At 68.2% G+C, this 21948-nt stretch carries 19 protein-coding genes; 7 read left to right on the plus strand and 12 right to left on the minus strand.

The window, feature by feature from the left end:
- Positions 1-610: 610 nt before the first annotated feature.
- The 3 genes from rdgB to murI are packed head-to-tail and all read right to left on the minus strand — an operon-like array spanning position 611 to position 2827.
- Positions 611-1204, minus strand: a complete 594-nt coding sequence (gene rdgB, locus RN51_RS06660; RefSeq protein ID WP_045263268.1) for an RdgB/HAM1 family non-canonical purine NTP pyrophosphatase — start codon at positions 1202-1204, stop codon at positions 611-613.
- Between the two features lie 2 nt (positions 1205-1206).
- The gene (gene rph / locus RN51_RS06665; protein WP_045263269.1) at positions 1207-1944 is read right to left on the minus strand and encodes a ribonuclease PH; all 738 of its coding nucleotides are present in this window, start codon (positions 1942-1944) and stop codon (positions 1207-1209) included.
- 52 nt (positions 1945-1996) lie between these two features.
- Positions 1997-2827 (minus strand): glutamate racemase, encoded by an 831-nt coding sequence (gene murI / locus RN51_RS06670; RefSeq protein WP_045263270.1) that lies wholly within the window; start codon positions 2825-2827, stop codon positions 1997-1999.
- Between the two features lie 63 nt (positions 2828-2890).
- Here murI and RN51_RS06675 point away from each other — a divergent pair, with 63 nt between their 5' ends.
- Positions 2891-4216 (plus strand): nicotinate phosphoribosyltransferase, encoded by a 1326-nt coding sequence (locus RN51_RS06675; protein ID WP_045263271.1) that lies wholly within the window; start codon positions 2891-2893, stop codon positions 4214-4216.
- Between the two features lie 2 nt (positions 4217-4218).
- On the opposite strand, the gene RN51_RS06680 is transcribed toward RN51_RS06675, so the two are convergent.
- From RN51_RS06680 to RN51_RS18825, 3 genes are read right to left on the minus strand one after another with little or no spacing between them, the layout of a single operon-like run.
- Complete coding sequence (locus RN51_RS06680; RefSeq protein WP_017828506.1) at positions 4219-4485, minus strand: DUF3039 domain-containing protein; 267 nt, start codon at positions 4483-4485, stop codon at positions 4219-4221.
- 40 nt (positions 4486-4525) lie between these two features.
- The gene (locus RN51_RS06685; protein ID WP_045263272.1) at positions 4526-6091 is read right to left on the minus strand and encodes a hypothetical protein; all 1566 of its coding nucleotides are present in this window, start codon (positions 6089-6091) and stop codon (positions 4526-4528) included.
- Positions 6067-7809, minus strand: a complete 1743-nt coding sequence (locus RN51_RS18825) for an ABC transporter ATP-binding protein (RefSeq protein WP_331454201.1) — start codon at positions 7807-7809, stop codon at positions 6067-6069. Before RN51_RS18825 ends, RN51_RS06685 begins: the two co-directional genes overlap by 25 nt.
- Positions 7810-8217: 408 nt before the next feature.
- On the opposite strand from RN51_RS18825, the gene RN51_RS06705 reads away from it, so the two are divergent.
- From RN51_RS06705 to RN51_RS06720, 4 genes are all read left to right on the plus strand, one after another.
- Positions 8218-8910, plus strand: coding sequence for an NTP transferase domain-containing protein (locus RN51_RS06705; protein WP_045263274.1), 693 nt, complete (start codon positions 8218-8220; stop codon positions 8908-8910).
- Between the two features lie 80 nt (positions 8911-8990).
- Entirely contained in the window at positions 8991-9974 is a 984-nt protein-coding gene (locus tag RN51_RS06710) for a hypothetical protein (RefSeq protein ID WP_045263275.1), read from the plus strand.
- Positions 9975-10055: 81 nt separating this feature from the next.
- A complete protein-coding gene (locus RN51_RS06715; protein WP_419865793.1) occupies positions 10056-11645 on the plus strand; it encodes an acyl-CoA carboxylase subunit beta in 1590 nt (529 codons plus the stop codon).
- Positions 11642-11881 carry an acyl-CoA carboxylase subunit epsilon gene (locus tag RN51_RS06720; RefSeq protein WP_045263277.1) on the plus strand — a complete coding sequence of 80 codons (240 nt, stop codon included), beginning with the start codon at positions 11642-11644 and terminating at the stop codon, positions 11879-11881. Before RN51_RS06715 ends, RN51_RS06720 begins: the two co-directional genes overlap by 4 nt.
- 342 nt (positions 11882-12223) lie before the next feature.
- On the opposite strand, the gene RN51_RS06725 is transcribed toward RN51_RS06720, so the two are convergent.
- The 5 genes from RN51_RS06725 to RN51_RS06745 all read right to left on the minus strand — a co-directional run bounded on the left by RN51_RS06725 (position 12224) and on the right by RN51_RS06745 (position 17918).
- Positions 12224-13423 carry an ROK family transcriptional regulator gene (locus RN51_RS06725; protein WP_045263278.1) on the minus strand — a complete coding sequence of 400 codons (1200 nt, stop codon included), beginning with the start codon at positions 13421-13423 and terminating at the stop codon, positions 12224-12226.
- Between the two features lie 332 nt (positions 13424-13755).
- On the minus strand, positions 13756-14748 hold the full coding sequence (locus RN51_RS06730) for a hypothetical protein (protein ID WP_231579240.1): 993 nt from the start codon (positions 14746-14748) through the stop codon (positions 13756-13758).
- The gene (locus RN51_RS06735; protein WP_052674623.1) at positions 14745-15980 is read right to left on the minus strand and encodes an ATP-binding protein; all 1236 of its coding nucleotides are present in this window, start codon (positions 15978-15980) and stop codon (positions 14745-14747) included. The genes RN51_RS06730 and RN51_RS06735 overlap by 4 nt, the downstream gene beginning before the upstream one ends.
- The gene (locus tag RN51_RS06740; RefSeq protein WP_045263280.1) at positions 15970-16629 is read right to left on the minus strand and encodes a response regulator transcription factor; all 660 of its coding nucleotides are present in this window, start codon (positions 16627-16629) and stop codon (positions 15970-15972) included. Before RN51_RS06740 ends, RN51_RS06735 begins: the two co-directional genes overlap by 11 nt.
- Positions 16630-16670: 41 nt before the next feature.
- Complete coding sequence (locus RN51_RS06745; RefSeq protein WP_045263281.1) at positions 16671-17918, minus strand: class I SAM-dependent RNA methyltransferase; 1248 nt, start codon at positions 17916-17918, stop codon at positions 16671-16673.
- A 23-nt stretch (positions 17919-17941) separates the two neighbouring features.
- Here RN51_RS06745 and RN51_RS06750 point away from each other — a divergent pair, with 23 nt between their 5' ends.
- Positions 17942-18580, plus strand: coding sequence for a Maf family protein (locus RN51_RS06750; RefSeq protein WP_045263341.1), 639 nt, complete (start codon positions 17942-17944; stop codon positions 18578-18580).
- 78 nt (positions 18581-18658) lie between these two features.
- Positions 18659-20425, plus strand: coding sequence for an acetyl/propionyl/methylcrotonyl-CoA carboxylase subunit alpha (locus RN51_RS06755; protein ID WP_045263282.1), 1767 nt, complete (start codon positions 18659-18661; stop codon positions 20423-20425).
- A gap of 64 nt (positions 20426-20489) precedes the next feature.
- On the opposite strand, the gene RN51_RS06760 is transcribed toward RN51_RS06755, so the two are convergent.
- The gene (locus RN51_RS06760) at positions 20490-21938 is read right to left on the minus strand and encodes an NAD(P)H-quinone dehydrogenase (protein ID WP_045263283.1); all 1449 of its coding nucleotides are present in this window, start codon (positions 21936-21938) and stop codon (positions 20490-20492) included.
- Positions 21939-21948 lie beyond the last annotated feature (10 nt).

The raw sequence follows: 21948 nt of genomic DNA on the forward strand, positions 1-21948 counted from the left end.
GCTCTCAGGGCCACCCAGAGTTCCCGCTCCGGATGGCCCCACCGAGGAGCCAGACCCGCGCTTCGTTGAGCGGATCGAGTAGAGAAGCCCCCCTCTTGAGTTCGTTAGGCTCGGGGGGTTTTTCTCTGTACGAGTACTCGTTTTCACTAGGAAGTGGAAGGAGTTACCTCGTACGTACGAGTCTACCGGCGGGGCTACACATTGTGCGGACCTCTGTTCGAAAACGCATCAGCTAGTCCCGTTACTCACGCCCCCGCTAGCGGACGGTATAGGTCGCTATGGGTCACATTGGGTCGCTATGCGACGTATGCCGGGGTTTCGCGCGCCTACATATTCACAGCCCGCTCCCAGGTTCGGAGCTAATCAACCTTGTGTATAACTTGGTGCACGGGCACCCAACGCGGAACCTGTGGACTCTGGCGTTCACAGGCCGCCCTTAGGCGTGATGACTACCCGCTCCGTGCCCACCTCGTGCCCAAACCGGTGGGCATGAAGTAGCCTGAGGGCGCAGGAAGCCACGCCATTTTTTAGTTAATCGTCCGAGTTCCGGCCTATGTCGGGAAGGGTAACGATTCTCAGCTTCAGCAGCACTTTTCCGCGGACGATGAGCTCAGAGCTCCGCGAGGAGCGGAACGAGCTCGGCGAAGGCACGTGCACGGTGCGACTGCGCCTGCTTCTCGTCGGAGGTGAACTCGCCGACCGAGCGCTCCTCCCCTGCCGGTTGGCCGTCCGGCACGAAGATCGGGTCGTAGCCGAAGCCGCCCGTTCCCGACGGGGCGTGTGCCAGGCGTCCCGGCCATCGTCCCTCGACGACCTGCTCCCGGCCGTCCGGCAGCACCAGCGCGATCGTCGAGGTGAAGTGCGCGGCGCGATGCGGGTCGGCGATATCGCGCAGCTGGTCCAGCAGCAGCTCGAGGTTCGCGGTCGCATCCTTCTTCTGCCCTGCCCAGTACGCGGAGAACACACCGGGCGAGCCGCCGAGCACGTCGACGCAGATGCCGGAGTCGTCGGCGAGTGCCGCGAGCCCCGTGTGGGCAGCCGCCGCCCTCGCCTTGATCAGCGCGTTCTCGGCGAAGGTCACGCCGTCCTCGACGGGTTCGGGGCCGTCATAACCGACGATCTCGAGATCTGGCCGCGTCTGCTCGACGATCTGCTGGAACTCCGCGACCTTGTGCGCGTTGTGCGTCGCGAGCACGACCTGCATCGTCACTCCCCCGCGAGCGCGGCGAGTTGCGCGCCCTTCAGATCGGCGCACCCGGCCAGGCCGAGTTCGAGCAGCGCGTCGAGCTCCCGCTTGTCGAACGGTGCACCTTCGGCTGTGCCCTGCACCTCCACGAAGAGTCCACGGCCGGTGACCACGACGTTCATGTCGGTCTCGGCGCGCACGTCCTCGACGTATGCCAGATCGAGCATGGGCTCGCCATCAATGATGCCCACGGACACCGCCGCCACGGAATCGAGCAGCGGGGTGGAGTTCTTGCCGATGAACTTCTTCTCCCGACCCCACTCGATCGCGTCCGCGAGCGCCACGTAGGCCCCCGTGATGGCTGCGGTACGGGTACCGCCGTCCGCCTGGAGCACGTCGCAGTCGATGACGATGGTGTTCTCGCCGAGCGCCTTCGTGTCGACGACCGCACGAAGAGCGCGGCCGATCAACCGGGAGATCTCGTGCGTGCGGCCGCCGATGCGACCCTTGACGCTCTCGCGGTCGTTCCGACTGTTCGTGGCGCGCGGCAGCATCGAATACTCGGCGGTGACCCATCCCTTGCCCTTGCCGGTCAGCCACCGCGGTACGCCGTTGGTGAAGGACGCGGTGCACAGCACCTTGGTGCCGCCAAAGCTGATCAATGCCGATCCCTCGGCGTGAGCACTCCAGCCGCGCTCGATGGTGATCTCACGCAGCTGATCGGTGGAGCGGCCGTCGACGCGGACGATTTCGGACATGTGCTTCTCTCAGGTCGGAATGGGTGATCGCGTCGGAGCGAGACGATCGGGACTACTCGAAGGCGGTGTCGGGGAGGGTGATGACGCCGGTCTGGACGAGCTGCACATCGCGCACCTCACGCCCCATCAGTCGGTTGGCCAGCGCGGTGAAGTCGTCGGTCGCGGCGCCGGTGGCCTCGTACACATAGCTTGCGGTCGCATCCGGCGAGGCGAGCAGGTCACCGCGCACGAGCTGGCGATAGACGTCACCGGCGGTCTCGTCGTCGCTGGAGACGAGCGTGACGCCCTCGCCCATCACGTAGCTGATGGCACCACGGAGGAAGGGGTAGTGCGTGCAGCCGAGCACGAGCGTGTCGACGTCTGCATCGCGGAGGGGGGCGAGGTACTCCTCGGCCACCGCGAGCACTTCGGGCGTGCCGGTGATCCCGGCTTCGACGAACTCGACGAAGCGCGGGCATGCGGCGGTGAAGACCTGCAGCCGCTCGTTCACCTCGAGCATGTCCTGGTAGGCGCGCGAGCCGATCGTGCCGACCGTTCCGATCACTCCGACACGGCCGTTGCGGGTCGTGGACACGGCACGGCGCACCGCGGGACCGATCACCTCGACCACGGGGATGTCGTAACGCTCACGGGCATCACGCAGCATGGCGGCGGATGCGGTGTTGCACGCGATCACCAGCATCTTCACGCCCTGGTCGACGAGCGTGTCGAGCACCTCGAGCGAGTAACGGCGCACATCGGCGATGGGCTTCGGCCCGTACGGCGAGTGCGCAGTGTCGCCGATGTAGACGAACGACTCACGGGGCAGCTGGGCGCGGATGGCCCGCGCCACCGTGAGCCCGCCGACACCGGAGTCGAAGATCCCGATCGGCGCGTCGTTCATGACTCCCCAGCCTACCCGCGCGTGGCCCGCCGCGCGCATCACGGCGCTCACTAAACTGAGCGCATGACCACGTCGACGGCGCTGCTCACCGACCGTTACGAGCTGACGATGCTCGCCGCCTCCCTGCGCGATGGCACGGCATTCCGCCCGAGCGTGTTCGAGCTGTTCTCCCGACGACTCTCCGGAGGCCGTCGTTTCGGTGTCGTGGCGGGGACAGGCCGGCTTCTCGGTCTGCTCCGCGATTTCCACTTCGGCGAGGACGAGCTGCGTTTCCTGCGCGACGAGGAGGTCGTCGATGCGGAGTCTCTGAAGCATCTCGAGAATTACCGGTTCACCGGCTCGATCCGCGGCTATCGCGAGGGCGAGCTGTACTTTCCCGGCTCCCCGATCCTCACGGTGGAGGGTACGTTCGCAGACGCGGTCGTGCTCGAGACGCTCGCGCTGAGTGTGCTCAACCACGACTCCGCCGTCGCCACCGCCGCGTCGCGCATGAGCATCGCCGCCGGAGAGCGCCCACTGGCCGAGATGGGCTCCCGCCGTGCCGCCGAGCGATCCGCCGTCGCGGCAGCTCGCGCGGCCTACATCGCGGGCTTCGGCGCCACGAGCAACCTCGAAGCGGGACGGAGCTGGGGCATCCCCACCATGGGAACAGCCGCCCATTCCTGGACACTGCTGCACGACACGGAGGAGGAGGCGTTCCGCTCCCAGGTGGAGAGCCTGGGCTCCGGCACGACGCTACTCGTCGACACGTACGACATCCGGACCGGCGTCGAGACCGCCATCCGTGTCGCCGGCACGGAACTCGGCGGTGTGCGGATCGACTCGGGCGACCTCCCGATCGTCGCCGCTGACGTCCGTGCCCAGCTGGACGAACTCGGCGCCACATCGACGCGCATCACGGTGACCAGCGATCTGGACGAGTACGCGATCGCCGCCCTCGCCGCTTCCCCGGTCGACGCATACGGAGTGGGGACATCAGTCGTGACCGGCTCCGGATACCCGACAGCGAGCATGGTCTACAAGCTCGTGGCGCGACAGGACGCCGCCGGGTCGTGGGTAGGTGTCGCCAAGGCGTCGGCGGACAAGGCGTCACACGGCGGACGGAAGGCGGCGTTCCGCACTCTGTCCGACGGCGTCGCCACGTCGGAGACGGTCGTCGTCTCCGACGGCTTCGAGCAGCTCGACACCGCAGCCGACCATCCCGACGGCCGCCCCCTGCAGGTCGCCTTCGTCGAGGCCGGCGACATAGATGCGTCCTACGAAGGGGTCGAAGGCACAGCAGCCGCTCGCGCCCACCATCTGCGGGTGCGCGAGGAACTCCCGGTGCGGGCGCTCGCGCTCAGCAAGTCCGACCCGGCGATCCCCACCGTGTACGTCGAAGCGGACTGAGATCAGCCCATCATCGATTCGTAGATCTCCTTGCACGTAGGGCAGATGGGGAACTTCTCCGGATCGCGACCCGGAGTCCACTTCTTGCCGCACAGGGCGCGCACCGGCTTGCCGGTGATCGCGGACTCGAGGATCTTGTCCTTCTTCACATAATGCGAGAAGCGCTCGTGGTCGCCCGGTTCGAGGTTCTCTTCGCGGAGGAGCTCTTCCAGTTCGCGATCAAGCGTTGCCACGCCGCCCTGATCGGGGCTGTCCAGCGGAGTACTCATCCCGAGAGTCTAGCCGCGTCGACAGCCTCGCGGGTGGCCGTCATGCCGTCTCGACGAACTCCATGAGACGCTCTCCGCTGCGCTCGAAGATGCGACCGCCGATGACGGCGCCCAGCGCCAGCACCCCGAGGCCCGTGAGGAGCCCGACCCAGAACGTGGCGGGAGCATACGCCGTCCCCTCCAGGATCGTCGCCGCGAACAACCACATGGTGGGCGCGCTCAGCACGATCGCTCCGATGAACGTCGCTGCGGGCCCGTAGACCCCCCGGGATGTGGGCCTCTGCGGCTGCTGGAATGGACTGTCTCCCGGCCGGGAGACAGCGTAGGGAGCCACGACCGAGACGATGCTCGAGATGCCGAGGGCGCTGAAGAGCAGGCTGGCGGCCACGCCACCCAGCGGCAGCAGAAGACTCCAGTTGCCCACGAGGAGGAGGGACAGTGGAACCGCGATGGCGAGCACCGGGATCGCGACGAGCAGTACGGGCACGAGTCGGCCGAGGCGATCGGGAAGCCCACGGACCCCGCTCGCCACATGCGTCCACAGCGCGGTCGAATCGTAGGCGACGTCGTTGTGCGGCAACCAGCCGAAGAACAGTGCCATCACCGGTACGGGGACCAGCGCGGCGATCTCCACCGGAACACCGGCGACGATGAGCGGCAGCACGGTGAGCACGCCTGCGACCGGGACCACGATGATGTTCATGATGTAGCGACGGTCGCGGAGCCAGTACACGAGGCTTCGAGACGCGATCGCCCCGAAGGCGTTCGACGGCAGCAGCCCGAACCAGCCGAGCCCGGTGCGCTCCCGCGAGGCGACCGGACGCTCGGTCGTCGTCAGGAGGCGGCGGACGACCCACGCCCACGAGATCCAGAGGAGAACGACGGTGAGGAACGCGATGATCCCCGTGGTCCACGCGGATGCCGTCGCCCCCGCCGCGGAATCGAAGAGGAACGCCGGCGCCGCCGCGAACGGGCTGTAGCCGAACACACCGGAAAGGGTCGCCAGCGAAGGAGGCACGAGGCCGTCCCACCGAAGCGATCCGAAGAACACCGCGACCGGGAAGGCGATCACGATCAGCGCGAGCGCGAACAGGGCGGTGAGCTCCCGAGACCTCCGCTCGGGGAGGAGCAACGCGTTGAGGGCCATCCCGATCCGCGAGACCAGCATGGTGGTGACGACGCCGATGACAGTCATCAGGACCGCCAGCGGCCACGGGGTCCCCGCGCCGATCGCGACGATGCACACGCTGATGTAGACGGCCAGGAGCGCGAGGCTGGGCACGCTCACGAACGCGGCCAGCGTGAGCACCCACGGCATGTGGCGCTCATCGACCCCGAAGACCGCGAACCGGCGAGGATCGAGCTGGTCCACCGCACCGACGAGAAGCGGCCCCACGAGGAAACCGACCAGAAGCGCAGCACCACCGAGGACGGTGACCGCCCGAGCGACCGGCACAGGGGCGGTCGACAGGCTGAAGACCGCGATGCACACCACGGCGGTGACGGCGACGACAGCGACGAACGAGATGATCGAACGGACCCGACGGTCACCGCGCAGGGTTCCGATCAGAAGCGCGAGCCTCAGTCGGAGAACGTGTGCAGCCACTCGAGCCCCTCCACCTCTCCGCTGGAACCGGCGAGCTCGACGAAGCGCGCCTCGAGCGTCTGTCCCGCGCGAACCTCGTCGATGGTCCCCTCGGCCAGCACCTCTCCTCCGACGATGATCGCCACCCGGGAGCAGACGCGCTCGACCAGGTCCATGCCGTGGCTGGAGAGGATCACCGTGCCTCCATGGGAGACATAGGCGCGGAGGATGTCGAGGATCACGGCCGAGGAGACAGGGTCGACCGACTCGAACGGCTCATCGAGCACGAGCACTCGCGGCGAGTGGATCATGGCTCCTGCGAGCATGATCTTCTTGGTCATTCCGGCCGAGTAGTCCGAGACGACCCGGCTGAGCGCATCGCCGAGGTCGAACGCGCGAGCGAGGTCGGCCGCACGCTTCTCGATCACGTCCGCAGCGAGGCCGCGCAGCAGCCCGTAGTAATACAGCAGCTGACGACCCGTGAGACGGTCGAACGTACGCAGACGGTCGGGCAGCACTCCCATCAGTCTCTTCGCGGCCAGCGGCTGCTTCGCCTGGTCGATTCCGCAGATCACGACGCTGCCCTCGTCGGCACGCAGGAGTCCGGCGACGATCGAGAGGGTCGTCGTCTTGCCCGCGCCGTTGGGACCGACCACCCCATAGAACGATCCGGCCGGCACCGTCAGATCGATGCCGTCGACGGCGCGGTTGTCGCCGAACTGCTTGACGAGACCGCGGATGCTGATCGCCTCGCCGCCCGACAGCTCCTCGACGGCGTCAGCCGCCTCCGCGGCCGCATCATCGGAACTTCCGACGGCCTCGACGACCTCGATGACCTCGACCGATGCAGCCGTTCCCGACTCGATCGGCGCCTCGGCGACCGACTCGACCTCGACCGGTTCGTCGTCGACGACCTCCGCCGCGAGGGCGGGAGCATCGACGAGCTCGGCAACCGGCTCGGACTCGGCAATCGGCTCGGGCTCGGAAGCGGGCTCAGTCACCGGCTCCGGCGTCGAGGCGATTTCGACCGGCAGCACCGGCTCCGCTGCAGGCTCGGCGGAACGTGAAGAGTCCACCGGAGCCGTCTCGGCCGCCCGGGGCTCCGGGGCGTTCTTCGCCGCGTCGGCCGCCGCCTTCTCGGCCTCATCGGCGGCCTTCTTCGCTGCCGCGTTCTTCGCTGCCGCTGCTTTCGCCGCCGCTGTCTTCGCCGCGGTCGTCTTGGCGGCGGCCGCACGAGCAGTGGACTTCGTCGCGGCCGCCTTCGTCGCGGCAGCTTTCGCCGCGACCGTCTTCGCCGTCGAAGTCTTCGCCGCCGTCGTCTTCGCTGCAGTCGTCTTCGCCGCCGTGGACTTCGCTGCAGTCGTCTTGGCAGCCGGGGTCTTCGCCGCAGTCGTCTTCGCCGCCGTCGTCTTCGCCGCAGTCTTCTTGGCAGCCGTGGTCTTCGCCGCCGTCGTCTTCGAAGCCGAGTTCTTCGCAGCGGCGGTGCGAGCCGCTGCCGAGCCGCGCGCGGTAGAGGTCGACGTTCCCTTCTGATCGGGCAACGCCTTGGCCAACGGCTCCACGACGATGTCGGCAGTCGGTGCGGCTTTCTCCGCCGCGGCCTTCACTGTCGACGCCTTCGCTGTCGTTGTCGACGCCTTCGCTGTCGACGTCTTCGCCGCCGGCGACTTCGAAGCCGCCGTCCTCTTGGCACTCGTGGTGCTGCTCGTGGCCGGCTGCTTCGCGGCAGGCTTCCTCACGGCAGGCTTCTTCGCGGCAGGTCGCTTTGCCGTCGTCTCAGCCGTCGATACCTCGTCGGTACTCGATTTCTTCGACGTCGGGCGCTTCGTCGACGTCTTCTCTTGCGCGGTCTCGGTTTGGTCCACCTGGGCGGTGCGGTCGTCAGGGGAGGCAGTCACCGTCCTACGGTATCAACGGGCGGCTGTGCGCCAAGGCCGCCGCGCAATAAACTGCCCTCGGATGCGGGGACTTCCCAGCAATCGCAGGGTGGTCCCAACCCTGTGCGTCTCGTGTGTAGTCGATCACGAAATGACAACGGGGACCTCCTGGCCCTGGGGTTCCCAGGCGGAATCGATACCATGAACGCGGCACGACGAAGTGTCTGGTCGGTTAATCGACCGTGAACACAACTTCCTTTAGGAGCACTCGTGACTCTTCAGACCGTCATCCTCGCCGCCGGAATGGGCTCGCGCCTCGGCCGCGCGCTGCCGAAGCCGCTCACCGAACTGAGCGACGGCCGCACGATCATGGGCCAGCAGCACGACAACATCCGGGCCGCTTTCGGTTCCGACGCCCGCATCACCACCGTGGTCGGCTACCGCGCCGAGACGATCATCGACGCATTCCCGAACGTGAACTACGTCCACAACGAGCGCTACGACGAGACCAACACCTCCAAGAGCCTGCTGCGCGCACTCGGTGCGACGGGCCGTGGTGGAGTGCTGTGGATGAACGGCGATGTCGTCTTCGATCCGATGATCCTCGGCCGCGCTCTCGAATACATCGAGCGCGACCAGTCGTTCGTCACGGTCAACACCTCCAAGGTCAGCGACGAAGAGGTGAAGTACACGGTCACGGCCGAGGGTTTCATCAACGAACTGTCCAAGACCGTCAAGGGCGGACTCGGCGAGGCCGTGGGCATCAACTACATCTCCTCCAGCCAGAAGAAGGCGTTCATGCGTCAGCTCCAGCGCGTGGAGGACCAGGACTACTTCGAGCGCGGTCTCGAACTCGCGATCGCCGAGGACGGGCTGCTGCTCGAGCCGATGGACGTCTCCGACCTGTACGCGGTCGAGGTCGACTTCGCGGAAGACCTGGAGCGGGCGAACCTCTTCGTCTGATCGCACGGCACGAAAGCCCGGTCCCCCTCGCGGGACCGGGCTTTCGGCGTTTTCGCGGACTGTCTCCATAGGATCACTGCATGGCTCCCAAGGTGCACAAGATCCACTCCCTCCCGGACGATGCTCCGTGGGATAAGGGCGTGCCCCCCGCCGGCTCGGCGGAGCATCCGATGATGGTGCGCGGTCTCGACCGCGTGCTGGCGATCCAGCGACCGTTGGTCCTCGCCCACATCCGAAGCATCCGGTTGCGCAATCCCCACGCGTCGCCCACCGAGATCATCCGCATCCTCGAGCGCCGCTACCTCGCGGCAGTGACGACCGGAGGAGCGGCGGTCGGAGCGACCGCGGTCGTCCCCGGCATCGGCACCGGTGTCACCCTCGCCCTCTCCGGCGTCGAGACCGTGGGCTTCGTGGAGTCCACCGCACTGTTCGCGCAGTCGGTCGCCGAGGTGCACGGGATCGCGGTCGCGAATCCGGACCGTGCTCGCGCTCTGGTGATGACGCTGATGCTCGGCAAGGAGGGCGTCGACCTCGTCGGACAGCTCGCCGGGCAGGTGGCCGGCCGCGGCGGGAGCAGATCCTCCTACTGGGGCGAGCTCGTCACGAAATCCCTCCCTCGCGCCGCGGTCGGCCCCCTCGTCGACCAGCTCAAGAGCATGTTCGTGAAGCAGTTCGCCGCGAAGGGCGGCGCGTCGGTCATCGGCAAGGCACTTCCGTTCGGGATCGGCGCCGCGATCGGAGGCGCGGGGAACAACATCCTCGGCCGACGCGTGCTGACCACTTCTCACAAAGCCTTCGGCGCTGCCCCGATCGACCTGCCACTGGAACTGGAGCCGATCCCCGGCGCCGAGAAGTTCGAGCTGCGGATGCTGCGAGGCGCACGCTACGCCGGGAACGCCGTGGTGGGTGCCGCCGGCACCGTGGCACGAGGCGCAGAGTGGGTCGGACACCGTGTCGGTGGACGCGCCGGGCGCCGTCACGGCAGCGAGCCGGAAGAGCTCGAGGTCGGCGCCGGCGACCACTCCCTGCCCTCGAATCCCGGCGAGGAGCGCGAGGAGCGCTGAGCGCAGGTCGCCAAAGGATCGGCCGAGCCGTTGTGGCGAGCATCCAACGGCCGAGGGCGAGCCGACGATAGGGTGGAATCCGTGACGGACAAGCCCGACCTCTTTACCACTGCCGGCAAGATCGCGGATCTGCGCGCTCGCTACACCGAAGCCGTCGTCGACGCAGAAGCGAAGGCGAAGGAGAAGCAGCACGCCAAGGGCAAGATGACCGCCCGCGAACGCATCGAGCTGCTCGTGGACCCGGGAAGCTTCGTCGAGTTCGATGAATACGTGCGCCACCGCACGACAGCGTTCGGCATGGACCGCTCCCGCCCCTACGGCGACTCGGTCGTGACCGGGGTCGGCACGATCAACGGCCGGACCGTCGCGGTCTACTCGCAGGATTTCTCCACATTCGGCGGCTCGCTCGGCGAGGTCGCCGGAGAGAAGATCGTGAAGATCATGGAGTTCGCACTCGCCGGAGGGATGCCCTGCATCGGCATCCTCGATTCCGGAGGCGCACGCATCCAGGAAGGCGTCGTCGCCCTCGGCAAGTACGGTGAGATCTTCCGCCTGAACACCCGCGCTTCCGGAGTCATCCCGCAGATCTCCATCATCATGGGTCCGGCCGCGGGTGGCGCTGTGTACTCCCCCGCTCTGACCGACTTCGTCATCATGGTCGACAAGACCAGCCAGATGTTCGTCACGGGGCCGGACGTCATCAAGACCGTCACGGGCGAAGACGTGGGCATGGAGGAACTGGGCGGCGCGTACACTCACAACACCCGCTCGGGTGTCGCCCACTACCTCGCGGAGGACGAGGACGACGCCATCGACTACGCGCGGACGCTCCTGAGCTTCCTCCCGGACAACAACATGGCGGAGCTGCCGTCGTACGAGAGCGCGTTCGAGTTCGAGACGACAGACGCGGACCGAGTGCTCAACACGATCGTCCCCGACTCGACCAACCAGCCCTACGACATCCACACGGTGATCGAGCACGTCGTCGACGAGGGCGACTTCCTCGAAGTGCAGCCGCTGTTCGCGCCCAACATCGTGATCGGCTTCGGTCGTGTCGAGGGCCGCTCGGTCGGCATCATCGCCAACCAGCCCTCGCAGATGGCGGGCACCTTGAACATCGAGGCAGGCGAGAAGGCCAGCCGCTTCGTGCGGTTCTGCGACGCCTTCTCGATCCCGATCGTCACGCTCGTCGACGTTCCCGGCTACCTGCCCGGCACGGATCAGGAGTGGACGGGAGTCATCCGTCGTGGCGCGAAGCTGCTCTACGCCTATGCAGAGGCCACCGTGCCCCTGGTCACCGTCATCCTGCGCAAGGCGTACGGGGGCGCATACATCGTGATGGGCTCGAAGCAGCTCGGCGCGGACGTGAATCTCGCGTGGCCGACCGCCGAGATCGCGGTCATGGGCGGTCAGGGAGCGGTCAACATCCTGTACCGCGGCGAGATCAAGAAGGCCGAAGAGGCCGGCGAAGACGTCGCCGCCGTGCGCACCCGGCTCGCGAACGAGTACACGTACAACGTGGCGTCGCCCTTCCTGGCCGCCGAGCGCGGGGAACTCGACGGCATCATCGAGCCGGCCAACACCCGCGTCTCGATCGCGAAGGCACTTCGCGCCCTGCGCGGAAAGCGCGCGGAGCTGCCCCCGAAGAAGCACGGGAACATCCCGCTGTGACCGAGCAGAACCTGCAGGAGGAACCCTCCCCCGACGCGCCGCTGCTCGACATCACCCGCGGCGCTGCCACCGAGGAGGAGCTTGCCGCTCTGATCGCCGTGATCAGCGAGGCATACGCGACGGAGGAGGCTGCCGCGGTGGCCGACGAGCCCTCCGTCTCCGCCTGGACCAAGACCCAGCGTCCGCTGCGTCGCCCGCTCCGGCGCGACATCCCGTGGGGGCGTTTCTCCGGCTGATCGCCCCGGCTCCCGTTTTCCGCCTCCGCTCGGCACGCGGAGGGACGCCGTCGGCGTGATCCGTGAACCCTCCGCTTCACGAACCACGTCGACGATCACCGCAGGACCCCCAGAGCCCCGCGCGGCCGCGTCCCCGTCGCCGCCTCGTGCACCCCTCTGCAAGCGGTGCACGGATCCCTCCTCGTCCAGGCCCGAATCCGTGTTCCGCATCGTGTGACGGTGCCGTGCACACAGTGGAACGCGGAGTCCGTGGATCTGTCCGAAGAACGAAGCCCAAATACTATATCGATTCGACTTATGCGTGCAAACGTGGATGCCCGAGTGCCGGCACCCCGCGAGTATTCAGCTGTCGAGAAGGAGATCCGAGGCCCGCGGGCTCAGGACCGAGTCGAGCACCACGCACGCCGCACCCACCGCACCGACGTCATCGCCCACCACCGTGCCGTCGACCGGAAGCGTGCGTATCGCACGGGTCGCACTGGCCCGATCGAGCCTGTCGGGGATCTCTGCCAGGTAGACATCGGCGAGCCGTGACCAGAACGGCCCGCCGAAGACGACACGGTCGACGTCGAGCATGTTGGTGAGCGCCGCCGTCAGCACCGTGATGTGCGCGGCAGAGCGCCGGAGCACCTCCACAGCCGCCTCGTTCCCGGCGGCCGCTCGTTCGCACAGCTGCCCGAACCGCTCATCGACGGCCGCGGCATCGCTCGTCTGATGCGCATCGTCGAACACTCCCGCCCTTTCCGCCTGCTCGACGATCGCCTGCGGGGTGCACACCACCTCGACGCATCCGCGGGCCCCGCACGCGCAGGACGGCCCGTCGGGGTCGACGATGATGTGGCCGATCTCGCCGATGTTGCGCGTGCTCCCGCGGACGGCCTCGCCATCGCGCGCGAGGGCAGCGCCGATCCCGATCCCCAGGTAGATGAAGACGAACGAGTCGTCCGCCGACTCCCGCCGCGTCCAGAGCTCGCCGACTGCAGCCGACGTCGTGTCCTTCTCCAGCACGACCGGCAGACCCGTCGCCTCCGCAAGCACCGCGCGCAACGGCACGCGGTGCCACCCCGTGAGCTTCGGCGGGTCGATGACGGTGCCCAACTCCGCATCGAGCGGGCCGGGAGCCGCAACCCCCACCCCGGCGATCCGTGAGCGATCGACACCCGAGCCCGCGATCAACGCGTCGATGGTCGTCGCCATGGCCTCGACGATCCGAGGCGGGTCCTCCGCAGGGGTGCGCACGCTCACGCGCCGCACGACGGCCCCTGACAGGTCGAGCAGCACGAACGTCATCAGGGCCGGATCAAGATGGACCCCGACAGCGAAGCGGCTGTCCGCCACCAGACGCAGGGTGACGCGCGGCTTGCCCGGTCCGTTGATCGTTCGGCCCGCTTCCCTGATGAACCCGTCATCGAGGAGTCTGCGGGTGATGTTCGTCACCGTCTGCGCCGAGAGGCGCGTCGCTGTCGAGAGCTCGATCCTGCTGAGCCCCTCGCCGGACTGCCGGATGGCCTCCAGGATCACGGACTGGTTGAAGTCGCCCATGCGCGGAAGATTGGTGCCACGACGAGTTGCCATCGTCCAATGATGGCCTATCGGGGCTGAAATCGTGTCCCCCAAAATACCTACAGACAATGTTCGCGCGAACCATCAGACTGAGGGGGACGCTTCGCGTTCGGCTGGTCTCTCTGTCCCAGGGTAGACAGACGCTGACTGGCCACCAGCGGACGGTTTTCGGGTAACTGTCCGCACGGAGAGGGGCAGGCGGATTCGCCGCCCCTCTCCCACTCTCACCATCCTCGACTCCGGTCACCTCCCCAGGCCGGGGCCGAGGACGTGCTCCGATCTCCCCGTTCGGCGGTGCCTCAGCGCGGGACTCAGCGTGGGATCTCGTGCCAGAGGTCGACGGCATCGTCATCGCCCGACGCCCGAGCTCCTGCGCGGCCGACCACGGTGACCGCGACGCGAGGATCGCGTGCGGAACGGATGATCAGGCGAGCAGTCTGCGCGCGGCTGAGCACGACCGCCAGCTCGTCCCTGATCTGTTCGCGACGCATCTCGTCGATCCCGTCGAATCCACCCTCGTCGAAAACCGTCACCACCACGCCCCGGCGTCGTGCCGCCTCGATCGCGTTGCGCACGGCATCATTGAGCAGATCGGCTCCACGCAACTCGTCCCGCAACCTGCCCTCGGCGAGTCGAGCGTCCATCCGCTCCTGGTCGTCCAAGGCGCCCCGCGCCGCGACGACCCTGCTCAGGACGGGACCGGCGACCGCCAGCGCGAACTGCGTGCGCAGGCGCCGCTCCCGCTGACGCACCCGCTGCGTCGCATGCCACGCGGACACCGCCTGCTGGATCTCGGCGAGCCGCTCGGTGTCGCGCACAGCACGATCCCAGAACATCACGAGGAGCCGAGCGACCGCCACCCACATGATGGAGCCGACGAGCCCGAGGTTCAGGGCCACGACGAATCCCAGATATGCCGAGGCACTCACCACGAGGACTCCGAGAAGAAGCACCCCGATCAGAGCCCGCCTCCGGACGACGCACACGACCCCGAGGAGCCCCAGTGCGCCGATGTACCACGTGGCGAAGGGGGCAGTCCGGTCTGCCGGGTCGAGCGACACGGTGACGAGGGTGGGGATGAGCGCACTCGCGACCAGTGCGAGGACGGCGGACCACATGGGCATCCTCACCACCGCGCCGGTCCCGAGGATCGCGATGTTCACCACCACGAGGTAGATGCCGATCGCGAGCACCATCAGCAGCGGAGCCGTCGGCTGCTCGATCCACCAGATCCCTCGGGCGACGAAGTACAGCGCGAAGCCGACGGCGAGGGAGGTCGCGACACTCCGCACGGTGCGGTTCACGAGCGCTCCCATCCCAGGACGACCGTCGTCCCGTGCTCGTCGGAGAGGATGTGGGCCGTGCCGGCCACTCCCGCCATGCGCGCGAAGATCGACGCACGGATCCCGAGTCGGTCGGCACCGATCGACTCGACGTCGAATCCCGATCCGGTGTCGGAGACCGTCACGCCGATGCCCTCGTCGCCGTGACCTTCGACGATGATGTGAAGTCCGCGTCCACCCGCATGGGACACCGCGTTGCCGATCGCCTGACGTGCCGCGAGCACCAGGGCGCGGGCGGCGCGTCCGGGGATGAGTCCGATACCCCCGCGCTCCTCCACGATCGCGTCCGCGCCGAGTTCGGACAGCGCCCGGCGCAGCTCGACCACGATCTGCCCCGTTCCGACCGGCTCGTCGCTCCCCTCCTGTGCGACGGCGGCCTCGGTGTTCGCGAGGCGAGTGAGAGCCTCCCGTGCCATCGCCACGGCCAGCTCCCTGGCGCGCTCGCCCTCGGCACGCTCTGCGGCGATCAGAGCGGCCAGGACGCTGTCGTGCATCAGAGCGGACATCGCCGCCCGCTCCTCCTCGGCCGCAGCCGCTGCCGCAGCCGTGGAATACGACGCGACCGCCTGTCCCCTGGCCTCGTCGACCCCGGCGGCGACCGAACGGAACATCCATCCGAGCGAGACGATCACCACGCCGAGGATGAGAGTGAACGACACGTCGAAGGCGGTCGTCACCCAGAAGTCGCGCGAGAACTCCCCCTGGACGAGACGGACATAGCCGTAGACGAACGGCATCCCTGCCGCCCAGGCGAACTGCAGCGCCAAAGGGAAAGCGAGCATCGCCGCGACGACCCCGACGTTGACGAGGAAGAAGATCCACGGCTGCTCGCCCGCTCCCTTGTCGGAGGGATCGACGACCGTCGGCCATGCGGCGAGCGCCAGCACGTAGACCACGGCGAAGATCCCGGAGAAGGTCCGCACCCCGCGCCCGATGAGGCATGCCACGAGCATCGCGACCAGTGGCACGAACACCACGCACAGCGTGACGACGTGTGCGGTGTCCGCGCTGGACAGAGATGCCACGGCGGAGACCAGCGCCTGTCCGCCGAGGACAGCCGAGCCGATCGCGACCACGATGGCGAGGATCCGCTCCATGCGCTTGCCGGTGAAGCGTTCGTACGCCGTCTCCGTGCTGCCGGGAGAAGGAATCTTGCTCCAGGCGTCGCGGATGCTCAGCGGCTCAGCGGCCACCGAGTGCCTCGTCGGCCGTGACGATCCCGTCCTCCATCGCCCGGCGGAGCAGGTCGACCTTCGTCGGTGCCGGTCGCCCGACCTCCACGTACTTCACGCGGATGCGGGTGATGTTCTCCTTGGCGGTCGAGTAGGCGACCCCCAGCTTCTCGGCGACGGCCTTCAAGGGCAGACCCGTCGCGTACAGCCGGAGGACCTCCCGTTCGCGGGTGGCCAGCTGCGCATCGGCGAACGCCCGGTCTCCGTCGACGGCGCTCGCCCATTCCACGTTGTTGAGGGCCTCACCCTGCGCCACGGTGCGGATCGCGTCCAGCACGTCGTCGAGTGCGGACGACTTGCTCACCACGCCCGCGGCCCCGGCGGAGAGGGCTTCCCGCACGGCTGCAGGACGATCCGCCACGCTGTGGATCACGACGCTCGCGCCGTCGTTCACGAGCGATGTGACGTTCTCGGTCACGGTCGTGCCGTCACCGAGCGTGAGGTCGAGCACGACGACATCCGCCGGTGCGGCCTTCGACGCCTTCCGCCACTCGATGTACGACGACACGGTGCTTCCGGAGAAGACCACGGTCTGCGAATCCCGCGCGCACGCGGCCTCGAGGCCGAGGCGAACGGACTCGTGATCGTCGATGAGTGCGACCGTGCTCATTCCCTCAGCCTACTGAGTCCCCTCGGAAGGCCGTGGATCCCTCATCGGGTGAGCAGCGCCACGACCTCGAAATGGTGCGAGTGGGGGAAGAGATCGAAGCCGCGAAGACGGTCGACGTTCCACCCGAGCGTGCGGAAGGTGCCGAGGTCACGTGCGAGTGCCACCGGGTCGCACGCGACGTACGCGATGGCATCGGGAGCGAGCCCGTGGATCGCCTCGACCACCTGACGCCCTGCTCCGGCGCGAGGCGGGTCGAGCACGACGGCGCCGGCCCGGCCTCCGCCCTTCCGCGTGACCAGGAACCGATCGACCCGCGCCGTCACCGCCTCCACCTGGAGGGCGGCGAGGTTCGCGGCCGCATGCTGAGTGGCGCGTGCGCTCGACTCGACCGTCACGATCTCCGTGCCGCCGAGGTCGGCCAGGGTCGCCGCGAACAAGCCGACACCGCCGTACAGGTCGAAGTGGGTCTTCTGGTCGTCGACATGACCGTCGAGGATGCCGTAGACGGCGGCGTCGAGCACCGAGGCCGCGCGTGGGTGGACCTGCCAGAAGCCGGTGGAGTCCACCTCGAAGCGACGATCGTTGACCACTTCGTGGATCACCTCGGGGGCCGGCCGCTTGCGGAAGCCCCTCTGCACGCGCGGAGCGCGCTCGGTCTCCTCGCGACGGATGATGCGCACGGTGCCGTCGGCGGGCTCCACGAGCTCGATGCGACCGGGAGCCTCCCCGCTCAGCGCGAGGGCCGCCGCGGCAATCGCCGGCCGCGCCAGCGGGTACGACGTGACCGGCACGACGCGGTGGCTGCGCGACGCGTACGGTCCGACCGTGCCCGTGTCGTCGACGTGCAGCGTGACCCGGGTGCGCCATCCGAGACCGTCTCCGGACTCCACGGGCTCGATCTCCGGCGCGATGAGACCGTTCCCCGCGAATCGGTCGAGGGCCTCGGTCAGCACGCGTCGCTTGAGCTCACGCTGGTGGTCGAGATCGATGTGCCCGAGGTCGGCGCCGCCCGGACGATCGACGGGGTCACGGGATACGTCGGCTTCAGCCCAGATGTGGGGGCGGCGGTGCTCCGACGCTTCCAACACCTCGATCGTCTCGGCCCTCCAGAAGCTTCGGGTGTCGGCGTCGGCCCCTTCCTGCGGAGCGATCAGGCGGGCACGGACGCGCTCACCGGGGACGGCATCGGACACGAAGACCACGCGCCCCTCGTGGCGGGCGATGAACGTGCCCCCGTGCGCGATGCCGGTGATGTCGAGTTCGAGCACGTCGGCTGGGGAGGAAGTCATCCTTCGAGGATACGGTGGTGGACATGCGCGTCTGCCTCGCCTCCACCTCACCCGCCCGACTCATGCTGCTGCGCCAGGCGGGCATCGAGCCGCTCACACTGTCTCCGGACGTGGACGAGGACGCCGTCGCCGCCGCTGCGGAGGCGGAGCGGGGCGCGCCGCTTCCTCCCGAGGAGCTGGTGCTGCTGCTCGCTCGAGCGAAGGCCTCCGCCGTGGCGCAGAGTCTCGTCGAGGACGGGGGCTTCGACGGCCTGGTGATCGGCGGCGACTCGATGTTCGAGCTCGGCGGGCGCGTCTACGGCAAGCCGTACACCCCGGAAGAGGCGACCAGGCGCTGGCGAGAGATGCGCGGAGCGACGGGCATCCTGCACTCCGGCCATTCCGTCTTCCGCGTGGCCCCCGGCGCCGAGCCCCGGGAAGCCACCGCCGTCGCCGAGGCCGCCGTGACCTTCGCCTCCGACGTGACGGACGCCGAGATCGCCGCGTACGTCGCTTCAGGGGAACCGCTGCTCGTGGCGGGAGCCTTCACCGTCGACAGCCTGGGCGGCGCCTTCATCACGCGTGTAGAGGGCGACCCGTCGACCGTCGTCGGCATGTCCCTGTCGACGGTGCGCCGCCTCGCCGCGGAGCTCGGTGTTCGTTGGACCGACCTCTGGTCGTAGACTCCCCTCCACGTTTTCCCGACTTTCTTGTGGGGAGTCGTCAAAGGGATCGGGGTCGTTCTCGCTAGGCTGACAAGCATGCCTGCTATCGCCAAGGTGCTCATCGCCAACCGCGGCGAGATCGCCGTCCGCATCATCCGCGCCGCCCGTGACTCCGGGATCGCCTCGGTCGCCGTCTACGCCGACCAGGATCGCGACGCCCTGCACACCCGCCTCGCCGACGAGGCCTATGCCCTCGGCGGCTCGACCAGCGCCGAGACCTACCTCCAGATCGAGAAGATCCTCTCGATCGCCCGCCGCGCCGGTGCCGACGCCGTGCACCCCGGCTACGGCTTCCTCGCCGAGAACGCCGAGTTCGCCCGCGCCATCATCGATGCGGGGATGACCTGGATCGGCCCCTCCCCCGAGGCGATCGAAGCCCTCGGCGACAAGGTGACCGCGCGTCACGTGGCCGAGAAGGTCGGCGCACCCCTCGCCCCCGGAACGCCGGGACCGGTCGAAGGTGCCGACGAGGTCATCGCCTTCGCGAAGGAGTTCGGCCTGCCGATCGCCATCAAGGCGGCATACGGCGGTGGCGGGCGCGGCCTCAAGGTCGCGCGTGAGCTCGACGAGGTCGCCGAGCTCTTCGAGTCCGCCACGCGCGAGGCCGTCGCCGCCTTCGGCCGCGGCGAGTGCTTCGTCGAGAAGTACCTCGACAAGCCGCGCCACGTCGAGACGCAGTGCCTGGCCGACGCGCAGGGCAACGTGGTCGTCATCTCCACACGCGACTGCTCCCTGCAGCGCCGTCACCAGAAGCTCGTCGAGGAGGCGCCGGCTCCGTTCCTCACGCAGGAGCAGAACGACCTCCTGTACGCCGCATCCAAGGCCATCCTCAAGGAGGTCGGCTATGTCGGCGCCGGAACCTGCGAGTTCCTCATCGGCGCCGACGGCACGGTCTCGTTCCTCGAGGTGAACACGCGTCTGCAGGTCGAGCACCCGGTCTCCGAAGAGGTCACCGGCATCGACCTGGTGCGTGAGCAGTTCCGCATCGCGGCCGGCGGCACCATCGACTACGACGACCCGAAGCCGCAGGGCCACTCGATCGAGTTCCGCATCAACGGCGAGGACCCCGGTCGCGGATTCCTGCCGCAGCCGGGCCCGATCCACGTCTTCAAGACCTTCGGCGGCCCAGGCATCCGCCTGGATTCGGGTGTCACTGCGGGCGACTCGGTCTCCGGCGCCTTCGACTCCCTGCTGGCGAAGATCATCGTGACCGGCAAGGACAGGGCAGAAGCGCTCGAGCGCTCGCGCCGCGCCCTCGACGAGTTCGAGGTGGCAGGCCTTCCCACCGTCATCCCGTTCCACCGCAAGGTCGTGCGCGACCCCGCGTTCACGGCGGAGAACGGCGACTTCGGCATCTTCACCCGCTGGATCGAGACAGAGTTCGTCAACGACATCCCCGCGTGGGACGGAGAGCTCGAGGCGCCCACGGCCGCCGAGGCCCGGCACACGGTCGTGGTCGAGGTCTCGGGCAAGCGCCTCGAGGTGAGCCTCCCCGACCGCGTCGCCGTCGCCGCCGGCACGGCAGGGCGCCCGGCAGCGGTTCCGCCGTCGCGTCGCAGCCACGCCACCACGGCCAACGCGGGAGCATCCGGCGACGCCGTGAAGTCGCCCATGCAGGCGACGGTCGTCAAGATCGCGGTCGCCGACGGACAGCAGGTCGTCAAGGGCGACCTGGTCGTCGTGCTCGAGGCCATGAAGATGGAGCAGCCGCTGCAGGCGCACAAGGACGGCGTCGTCGGCAACATCAACGCGGACGCCGGCGCCACGGTCTCCGCAGGACATCAGCTGCTCACGATCAGCTGATCGTCCCGCTGGTACGGCAAAGGCGCCCCACTACGGTGGGGCGCCTTTGCCGTACCTGCAGGGGCTACGAGATGTTCACCAGGTGCATCGCCCTGCTCGCGTCGGTGATGCTGCTCGACAGCGAGGGGTACGCAGCGAAGACGCGCGAGACCTGATCGACCGTGAGGCGACGCTCGACGGCGACCGCGATCGGATAGATCAGCTCCGAGGCCTTCGGAGCGACGATCACACCGCCGATCACCGTGCCGGAGCCCTTCCGTGCGATGAGCTTCACGAAGCCGTCCTTGATGCCCATCATCTTCGCGCGCGGGTTCGCCGCGAGAGGAAGCTTGTAGACCATGCCGTCCGCGACGCCGTCCTCGACGTCCTTGACTCCGTAGCCGACCGTCGCGATCTCGGGCGCGGTGAAGATGTTGGAAGTGATCTTGATCAGCTCCAACGGGATCACGATGTCGCCGAGCGCGTGGAACACCGCGGTGCGGCCCTGCATCGATGCGACGGACGCCAACGGGAAGAAGTTCGTGCAGTCACCCACCGCGTACACGTTGGGGACCGAGGTGCGCGCGACCTTGTTCACCCTGACGTGCCCGGAGTCGTCGAGCTCGACGCCGGCCTCCTCGAGACCGATGCCCGCCGTGTTCGGGATGGAACCGACGGCCATGAGGCAGTGGCTGCCCTCGACCGTGCGCCCATCGGACAGCGTGACGGTCACTCCGTCACCCGTGACCTCGACCTTGTCGGCGCGCGACTTGGAGAGCACCTGCATGCCGCCACGCTTGAAGACCTTCTCCAGCACGGCGGCCGCGTCCTTGTCCTCGCCGGGGAGCACCTGCTCGCGGCTGGAGATCAGAGTCACCTTGGCGCCGAGGTTCATGTACGCGGAGGCGAACTCCGCTCCGGTCACACCGGATCCGACCACGATGAGGTGCTCGGGGAGAGCCTTCATGTCGTACAGCTGCGTCCACGTCAGGATGCGCTTGCCGTCGGGCTTCGCGGAATCCAGCTCGCGCGGCGAGGCGCCGACGGCGACGACGATGGTGTCGGCCTCGACCCGGTCGAAGTCGGTGCCGCCCTGGCCCGTCGAGACGACGATCGCCGTGGGGCCCTCGAGGCGTCCGTGACCGGACAGGATGCGCACGCCGGCCTCGAGGAGCGTCGCGCGCATGTCCTCGGACTGCTGACCCGCGAGAGCCACGAGGCGCTTGTTCACGGCGGCGAGGTTGATCGCGATCTCCGGCTTCAGGGGGCGGGAGTGGTCGCCCTTGGCGTAGAAGTTCACACCGAGATCACTGGCCTCGGAGATGGCGACGGCCGCATCCGCGGTGGCGATCAGGCTCTTCGAAGGCACGACGTCGGTGAGCACGGCTGATCCGCCGACCCCCACCCGCTCGACCAGGGTGACCTCGGCACCCAACTGGGCTGCCGCGAGGGCCGCCTCGTAGCCGCCGGGACCGCCGCCGAGCACGGCGACGCGCTGAGTGCGCTCGAAAGTGGTGGAAGACATGGAATCCATTCTCGCGCAA

It is taken from the genome of Microbacterium oxydans (assembly GCF_000956405.1).
Taxonomy (GTDB): domain Bacteria; phylum Actinomycetota; class Actinomycetes; order Actinomycetales; family Microbacteriaceae; genus Microbacterium; species Microbacterium oxydans_C.

Coding starts and splice junctions, on each gene's coding strand:
- RN51_RS06725 (WP_045263278.1), bottom strand. CDS start 13,423: ATGGGCGACTTCAACCAGTCCGTGATCCTGGAGGCCATCCGGCAGTCC.
- RN51_RS06675 (WP_045263271.1), top strand. CDS start 2,891: ATGACCACGTCGACGGCGCTGCTCACCGACCGTTACGAGCTGACGATG.
- RN51_RS06740 (WP_045263280.1), bottom strand. CDS start 16,629: ATGAGCACGGTCGCACTCATCGACGATCACGAGTCCGTTCGCCTCGGC.
- RN51_RS06760 (WP_045263283.1), bottom strand. CDS start 21,938: ATGGATTCCATGTCTTCCACCACTTTCGAGCGCACTCAGCGCGTCGCC.
- RN51_RS06680 (WP_017828506.1), bottom strand. CDS start 4,485: ATGAGTACTCCGCTGGACAGCCCCGATCAGGGCGGCGTGGCAACGCTT.
- RN51_RS06755 (WP_045263282.1), top strand. CDS start 18,659: ATGCCTGCTATCGCCAAGGTGCTCATCGCCAACCGCGGCGAGATCGCC.
- rdgB (WP_045263268.1), bottom strand. CDS start 1,204: ATGCAGGTCGTGCTCGCGACGCACAACGCGCACAAGGTCGCGGAGTTC.
- RN51_RS06745 (WP_045263281.1), bottom strand. CDS start 17,918: ATGACTTCCTCCCCAGCCGACGTGCTCGAACTCGACATCACCGGCATC.
- murI (WP_045263270.1), bottom strand. CDS start 2,827: ATGAACGACGCGCCGATCGGGATCTTCGACTCCGGTGTCGGCGGGCTC.
- rph (WP_045263269.1), bottom strand. CDS start 1,944: ATGTCCGAAATCGTCCGCGTCGACGGCCGCTCCACCGATCAGCTGCGT.
- RN51_RS06710 (WP_045263275.1), top strand. CDS start 8,991: ATGGCTCCCAAGGTGCACAAGATCCACTCCCTCCCGGACGATGCTCCG.
- RN51_RS06750 (WP_045263341.1), top strand. CDS start 17,942: ATGCGCGTCTGCCTCGCCTCCACCTCACCCGCCCGACTCATGCTGCTG.